Raw genomic sequence first — 7,194 nt, 5'->3', positions numbered from 1 at the left:
GCCGCGCTCCTCGAGGAACTCACCCTGCAAGATTTCCCGCATCCGGAAACCGGGGCAAGAATGACCTTCGCCCTCGTCTAAAGTGCCAACCGGGTTTCCTCCGAGATCAGGAAATCTGAACTTGTTGACGCTATGTTCGCCGGGCGGATTCAGCGCCGCCTGCAAAGCCAGGTTGATCCCCCTGGCGCCGGTCAGTCCGCGGTTCATCGGGCACAGCACCTGGATGTCGCGGATCGGATCGACCTGGAACTTGCGGGGCAAGCGCGTCTGCACCAGGTCGACCACCGTCCTGGCGATGGCTTCGGGTTCATCGGCGGCGATCAAGTAGAAGTCCGACGCTTCGCCTTTGGCCGGCAGGCTGGGGAAGATTCCGTGGTTTATCTGGTGGGCGCTGCGGACGATGCGCGAGCTGGCCGCCTGGCGGAAGATTTCAGTCAGCCGGATCACCGGCACTGCTCCGGAGTCGATCAGGTCGGCGAGGAACTGTCCGGGGCCGACCGAAGGCAGTTGATCGACGTCGCCGACCAGGATCACCGCCGTCGAGGTGGCGACAGCGCTGAGCAGCTGGTTGGCCAGCGGCACGTCGATCATCGAACATTCGTCGGCGACCAGCAGGTCGCAATCAAGGGGATGGTCCGCGTTGCGTTTGAACTGGCCATTGATCGGATTGACTTCCAGCAGGCGATGGATGGTCTTGGCTTCCAGGCCGGTCGATTCGGAAAGGCGCTTGGCGGCCCGCCCGGTCGGCGCACACAGCAAGGGCTTGACGCCCTTGACGCCGATGATCGTCAGAATGGCGTTGACCAGGGTGGTCTTGCCGACGCCGGGTCCGCCAGTGATCACCAGCAGTTTGGCCGACAGCGCCAGAGCGACCGCCTGCTTCTGGCTGTCAGCCAGTTGTATCGCCAGTTTCTGTTCGACCCAGGGAATCGCCTTGTCGGCGTCGAAAGCTGGCAGCGTCGTCCCGCTCCTGAGCCGTTTGATCTGGGCGGCGATCGATTGCTCGGCATGGTACAGGGGGGCCAGGAACACGCAGGCTTGGCCAGCGACGGTATCGGGCAGCAGCACCTGGTCGGCGATTTCCTGCGCAATCGCCGTCTCGATGATGGCTACCGGGATGTCGAGCAGTCTCACGGCCAAGGGCAGCAAGTCGGCGTAGGGCAAACCGCAATGTCCCTGCGACGAGGCCTCGGCCAGCGCGTACGAGATCCCCGCCTGCGCGCGCAGCGGCGAATCGCGGGCGATGCCAATTTTCTGGGCGATGGTGTCGGCCGAGACGAAGCCGATGCCACGAATGTCCTGCGCCAGCCGGTAGGGGTTTTCCCGGACCATGTCTATGGCATTGTGGCCGTAGGTCCTGAAGATGCGCACCGCACGCGAGGTGGATACGCCATGCGCGTGCAGGAAGACCATGATCCCGCGGATCACCTTCTGGTCGGCCCAGCCCGAGGTGATTTTTCTGGCGCGGACTTCGCCGATGCCCGGAATCTCACGAAGACGTTGCGGGGCCTGCTCGATAACGTCGAAGACCGCTGCCCCGAAGGATTTCACCAGCTTGCCGGCATAGACCGGGCCAATCCCCTTGACCATTCCCGAACCGAGGTAGCGCTCGATGCCGGTCAGGGTGTTCGGCGGCGAGATGTTGACGAACGTCGCCCGGAACTGCCGACCATGCTCGCGATCGGTGACCCAGTGCCCGGCTGCGGACGCGTACTCTCCGGGAGAAACGACGGCGGCGTGGCCGATCAGGGTGATCAGTTCCCGCTCGCCTTTCACCTTCAGGCGGAGGACACAGAAACCGTTCTGCTCGTTGTGGAAGGTCACTCGCTCGACCAGCCCGGCGAGGCGGTCGAGTTCCGGCGCTTCAGACATCCAACGATGGCGGCCCGGCGGTCACCATCCGGGGCCGTATCGCGTCGCGCTGCCCCCTGCCACACCGCCGTTCATCAGGCAAGCGGTTGACGCGGCGGATCGTCGACCGCGCCCGCGATCCGCTCGCGCATTTCCTTGCCCGCGGTGAAGTGCGGTACGTACTTCTCGGGGACCGCCACGGCTACTCCGGTTCGTGGGTTGCGGCCGTTTCGCGCCAGCCGGTGGTTCCGGCTGAAACTCCCGAAGCCACGGATTTCGACGCGATCTCCCTGCGCCAATGTGCGTCCGATGGCCTCGAGGATGGTTTTCACCGCGACTTCGGTGTCCTTTTCCGTCAGCGTCGGAAAGCGGGCGGCGACTATGGCGATCAGGTCAGAGCGGGTCATGGATCACATTTTACCTCGTGCTCTCCGCTTCCGACCAACGCCAGGGCGACTTCAGTCAAGATCTCGTGCGGCATCGGGCCAGACAGCCTCGATCCCGCTCAGGCCGGCCGTTGACAGTGCCTGCGACGGCCAAAGATACTTCCCTCGGCAGCGCAAGGCGTTCCGGCGCGCCGGGGGTTCCCGTCTTTGCCAGGCCCACAACAGCGATGGATTTCTTTCTGATTCCGAAAACGCTCGTTTCGACTCTCGGAGGAATTGCCTGCGAGTTCCCGGAACACACGCACGAGCGCGCCTCGCTGCGCCCGGCAGCGCGCCTGACCGCGGCGCTGGGGGCCTTTCTGGTCGTGTCGGCGGCGGCGGCTGCAGACGCCGGCACGGTCCGCGGGCGGATGACGTACGATGGCAGGGTGTATGCCCTGCAGCACGTTTACGCTTGGCAGGCGCCGCTGCAGGACGGCGAGTTGTGGATCTACCTGACCGACCGCTTGCTGCCGCCGGAAGCGGCGCGGGACGATAATCGGCCCGGGGAACTGGCGCGCGAAAAGCGCTTCGGCGGTATCAAGCTGATCGTCAGTCCGGTGCGGCCGCGACTGGACGACATCCGAGGGGTGGTTTACGCGCCGCACGACGACGGTTATGCAATCGACTCGTTCAATTTTGGTCCGAGCTGGCAGGAGCTGCAGATTGGCAACCGCCGGGTATCCGGAAAGCTCAGTACCAATTGGATGAACTGGACGCTCGAGGCGGAGTTCACCGCGCCGGTCGAAGGGGTGACGGGCAGCGTGCGAACGATCACCGGCGCGGCGGCGCAGCATCCGCCAGACGCGGTACTGTTCATTGCTTTCGAGCAGGTGCTGGTCGAAGGCGGCCTGGACCTGGACGCGGCAGGGGGCTACCTGACGCCGGCCAGGCTGGCCGAGATGGGCGCACGGCTGCAGCGTTTCGGTGCGGCCAGTTTTGCCGAGTTCCAGGCCAGACGGCGCTGCGGTACGCCGCAGGGCGAATGAGGCGCGGACGGGCGGTCACGCTGTCCGGCAGGGAGTAGTTGAGCAGGTGCTGCAGGGCCATCCGACAACCAGAGGAGATTTCCATGAGACTGATGATTCGCGTGTTCGCCATTCTTGCTGCCATCGCCGTGCTCGTTCCAGCCGGCCATGCCCAGACGCTTACCGGCGCGCAGGCGCAGAAATCGCCGCAGGCCGACGCCTTCCTGGCCTACGAGAAAGCGTTGATCGCAGGCGGCCTCGATGCCGCGCGGCCGTACATGACTCCCGAGAAAGTGGACGACCTGCAAGGCATGGCGAAAGCCTTCGGTGACGATGGCTTCAAGCAGTTCCTCGACCGGATGCGCAGCGGCGCGCAGGGCGAAGCGCGTCGCAAGCAGATCGAGAAGGTCGAGGTGAAAGGCGACTACGCCGTGCTCGAGGCGCGCGATGGTCCGAACGCGGTCACCGTCCAGCACCTCGCCAAGACCAGGGACGGCTGGAAGGTCAGCGTCCGGCATTGAAGCGCCGAGCGCCGCCGCTGGCGCGGTCGCCGACCTGTTCGCCAAGACTGCAGTGTGGTGTGGATTAGTGCACGGCGGACAACAGACTGCGGTGCTACGCTGGCTCTGCGTTAAAGAAGCGCATCGGATGTTGCGGCGCAGTAGCTTCAGGTGGCAAGTCCGACTCGTGTTGCTGCGTGGGCCGCGTTGACCTGGCTGCTCGCAGCTTGCCTGGACTTGGTCGTCACCGGAGCAGTTCCCAATGGCCTGAGAAAAAATTAGAAGAAAACCCCAACCTTCCACCGGGGGATTGCTTATAATGATGCTGCACTGCAACACGACTGATCTCATGAGGTATCGGTCGGTAGGTCACAGTGCCTGGTATCCGCCAGACTCTCAGGAGCAAAGCCATGAAAGCACCAAAAATTTTACCGTGGGTCGCCCACAAGGCCGGCATCAGCGAGGAACTCGCGCTCAAACTATGGCGCCGTGCAGCCGGCGAAGCCGAAGCGATGACCGGTTGCTGCAACAGTTCGGATTACTACCGTCTGGCCGTCGAGCGCTTTATCGACCTCGCCGAAGCCGAGGGCGGAGGTTCGCTGGTACGTGAAGCGCCGACCGTGACCTGCGTGTTCTGGCTGTGGCGTCATCAGAGCCGGATTTCGAGCCTGAACCTGATTGCCGTGCAGAACGTCACCAAGCTGTGGCAGGCGAGCGTGAACAAGTTGCTCCGCATCGAGACGCACGCCCTCTGAGCACCCCGGGGGCAGGTACGCACCTGCCCCGTGGGACGGCCCGCCAACGTCTTGCCGACCTCTGCTCCCACTCCACCCGAACAATCCCCTTGCTCATCATCAGCAGCCGGCCCGGTCGCGTGAACGGGCCGCCACAGTCATTGGCAGTGACCGGGGCGTTGCGCGCGCGTGGTGGCGACCGGAGTCGGGCTGAACGCGCCGAAGCGCCAACTTGCGTTTGCCCCGGCAGTAGATAGACTGCCGGAATGTACGGAGACTGGAGCGACGAGAGACTGATGCTGGCTTACCGTGCTGGCGATGCGGACGCGTTCAGCATGCTGTATCGTCGCTACCGAGGCTCGCTCTATCGCTATCTGGCACAGCAATGCGGCAACGCTGCTCTGGCCGACGAGCTGTATCAGGATATCTGGATCAAGGTGGTCAATGCGCGTGCCGATTACCAGCCGTTGGCCCGGTTCTCGACATGGATATTCCGCATTGCCCACCACCGGCTGATCGATCACCACCGCAGGAACGCGCATCAGGTCGCGGTGCTGGTGCTTGCCAACGACTGCGACGGCGCGGCCGATAGCGGCGACGAACTGATCGCCTCGCTGCCCGCTCCCGGCCACCAGACGCCGCATGCGCTGCACGAACGGCGCGACACCGCCGAACGGATCGATCTGGCGCTGGCCGAGTTGCCGGACCACCAGCGCGAGGTCTTTCTGCTCGCCGAAGAGGGTGGCCTGACTCTGGAAGAAATCGCCGCCACCACCGGTACCGGCCGCGAGACGACCAAGAGCCGATTGCGCTATGCGCTGCAAAAACTCAGACACTCGCTGCGGGATCTGCTATGACCGAGCTGCCCCAGGATTCATCGAGCGATCCGCAAGTTTCGCGCCTGTATCGGCAGCACGCGACTGGCGAGCCGTCGGCCAGCCTTGACGAGCAGATCCTGGCCGCCGCTCGGGCGGCGCTGGCCGACCAGAAGAGCGCCGCGCCGGCACCGGCTGCCCGCCGGCGAGGCTGGTGGCAGCGCTGGCGAACGCCGCTGGCGCTGGCGACTACCGTCGTGCTCAGCTTGACCCTGACGTTGGTCCAGGACCGGCCGCCCGGCGATGGCCCGCCAGCGCGCAGCCAGCCGCTTGCAAAAAAGAGCGGTGACGACTCCGGTTCAGTACCGTCACTAGGGCCCGCCGTTTCCCCGGTCGCCGATGAGGCGCGACCGGCTGCTGCCCTGGCACCGTCGACCCCGACCGAAGTACGCGCCAAGGTAGCGCCGACGTCGGCCGGCGTGAGCGAGGGCGACCGCCGGCAGCAGGCAGGCAGCGCTGCCGGACCGTTGCCGGCGGAGGCAAGCCGGGCGCCAGCGACCGTCGCGGCACCGGCCGCGAAGCTCGAAGGCAGGGTCGAACTTGCACCCGGAGGCAGCCGCGGCGATTCGCCGGCCAGTCCGGCCAGGGCCAGCACCGACGCTGGCGTCGCCAGCCGGAACGAGGCGCCTGGCGTCGGTCCGGACGCGGCTGCGGCGGCCGAGCGCGGGGCAGTGGCGCTGGCTCCGGCCAAAGCGGTGGCCGAGCGCGCCCGCAACCCGGCGATCTGGCTCGAGGAAATCAGCGCCCTGCGACGCGCCGGCAAGATCGACGACGCCGAGCGCGAACTGCGCGCTTTTCGTCTGGCGAACCCGGATTACCCGCTGCCCGGGCAATTTCGGCAGTGATTTAACCCCAGTCGCCGGCAGCGGGCGTTTACACGGTCACCACCCCAACTCACTCCAGGAGACCGTCATGAGAAAACTCGCCGCCCTCTTCGCAAGCCCCCTTGCGGCTCTATTCGCAGTCGTGCCGCTGGCCGGCTGCATGAGCATCGCCGACGCCGGCGTGCTGGTCGACGTCACCGTCATCGACCGCAGCACCGGCCAGCAGCTCGAAGTCTATCGTCACCGTGGTCAGCTCTACGTGGCCGGCACCCCCGGCAACCGCTACGCGGTGGTGATGCGCAACAAGAGCGCAGGTCGTCTGCTGACCGTGCTGTCGGTAGACGGCGTCAATGCGCTGAACGGACAGACCGCCGCCACGTCACAGTCGGGCTACGTCCTGTCAGCGTGGCAAGCGGCCGAGATTGCCGGCTGGCGCAAGAGCATGGACGATGTGGCGGCCTTCTATTTCACCAGCGTTGCCGACAGCTATGCCGGCCGCACCGATCGCCCGCAGAACGTCGGGGTCATTGGCGTTGCCGTCTATCGCGAAGCGGTGCCGGTACCCGAGCCGGCGGTGACGATGCACCAGCGCCAGCGCGGTGCGGGCAACGAGGCCGGGGCGGCCGGCGCGGCTGCTGAACGCCGCGCTGCCGCGAGCGATGCGCCGCAGCCGGCGGCCAAGGCCGCCGCGCCGGCCCACGACGAGGCCAGGAGCGAACTGGCCGACAGTCGCCTCGGCACCGGTCATGGCGAACGCATCAGCGCGCCGACCCAGTACACCGCTTTCCGCCGCGCCAGCCACACGCCATCTGAGGTACTGACCATCCGCTACGACAGCCGCGCCAATCTGCTCGCCCAGGGGATCATTCCGCGCCCGCCACAACGCTGGACGCCCGACCCGACACCAAACCCGTTTCCGGGTGGCTTCACCCCCGATCCGCGCGGCTGAGCGGGTGATTTCGGCGCCGCTCGCTGGGGCCGGCAAGTGCCAGCGCGCCAGCGGCGCAGGGGGTGCGT

8 protein-coding genes are annotated in these 7,194 nt (G+C 66.0%); 6 read left to right on the top strand and 2 right to left on the bottom strand.

The features are described 5' to 3' along the window. Together Q1L50_RS00285 and Q1L50_RS00280 are read right to left on the bottom strand one after the other, a co-directional pair. Positions 1-1,872: AAA family ATPase (locus Q1L50_RS00285; RefSeq protein ID WP_300335056.1), on the bottom strand; the 1,872-nt coding region annotated here is incomplete at its 3' end. A 74-nt stretch (positions 1,873-1,946) separates the two neighbouring features. Continuing rightward, positions 1,947-2,258 (bottom strand): integration host factor subunit beta, encoded by a 312-nt coding sequence (locus tag Q1L50_RS00280; protein WP_300335055.1) that lies wholly within the window; start codon positions 2,256-2,258, stop codon positions 1,947-1,949. A gap of 206 nt (positions 2,259-2,464) precedes the next feature. Between Q1L50_RS00280 and Q1L50_RS00275 the strand changes: the two genes are divergently transcribed. The 6 genes from Q1L50_RS00275 (at position 2,465) to Q1L50_RS00250 (ending at position 7,126) form a co-directional block, all read left to right on the top strand. After that, the gene (locus tag Q1L50_RS00275; protein ID WP_300335053.1) at positions 2,465-3,265 is read left to right on the top strand and encodes a hypothetical protein; all 801 of its coding nucleotides are present in this window, start codon (positions 2,465-2,467) and stop codon (positions 3,263-3,265) included. A gap of 83 nt (positions 3,266-3,348) precedes the next feature. Then, a complete protein-coding gene (locus tag Q1L50_RS00270; protein ID WP_300335051.1) occupies positions 3,349-3,765 on the top strand; it encodes a hypothetical protein in 417 nt (138 codons plus the stop codon). Between the two features lie 389 nt (positions 3,766-4,154). Then, the gene (locus Q1L50_RS00265) at positions 4,155-4,499 is read left to right on the top strand and encodes a hypothetical protein (RefSeq protein WP_300335049.1); all 345 of its coding nucleotides are present in this window, start codon (positions 4,155-4,157) and stop codon (positions 4,497-4,499) included. 245 nt (positions 4,500-4,744) lie between these two features. Beyond that, complete coding sequence (locus Q1L50_RS00260) at positions 4,745-5,335, top strand: RNA polymerase sigma factor (RefSeq protein ID WP_300335047.1); 591 nt, start codon at positions 4,745-4,747, stop codon at positions 5,333-5,335. Next, positions 5,332-6,198, top strand: a complete 867-nt coding sequence (locus Q1L50_RS00255) for a hypothetical protein (RefSeq protein ID WP_300335046.1) — start codon at positions 5,332-5,334, stop codon at positions 6,196-6,198. The genes Q1L50_RS00260 and Q1L50_RS00255 overlap by 4 nt, the downstream gene beginning before the upstream one ends. 67 nt (positions 6,199-6,265) lie before the next feature. Next, positions 6,266-7,126, top strand: coding sequence for a hypothetical protein (locus Q1L50_RS00250; protein ID WP_300335044.1), 861 nt, complete (start codon positions 6,266-6,268; stop codon positions 7,124-7,126). Positions 7,127-7,194: the final 68 nt, after the last annotated feature.

Origin of the sequence: Accumulibacter sp., assembly GCF_029255145.1 — a bacterium.
Classification (GTDB): domain Bacteria; phylum Pseudomonadota; class Gammaproteobacteria; order Burkholderiales; family Rhodocyclaceae; genus Accumulibacter.
The sequence above is the reverse complement of the archived record's forward strand: the minus strand, read 5'-3'. Positions and strand labels throughout refer to the sequence as shown.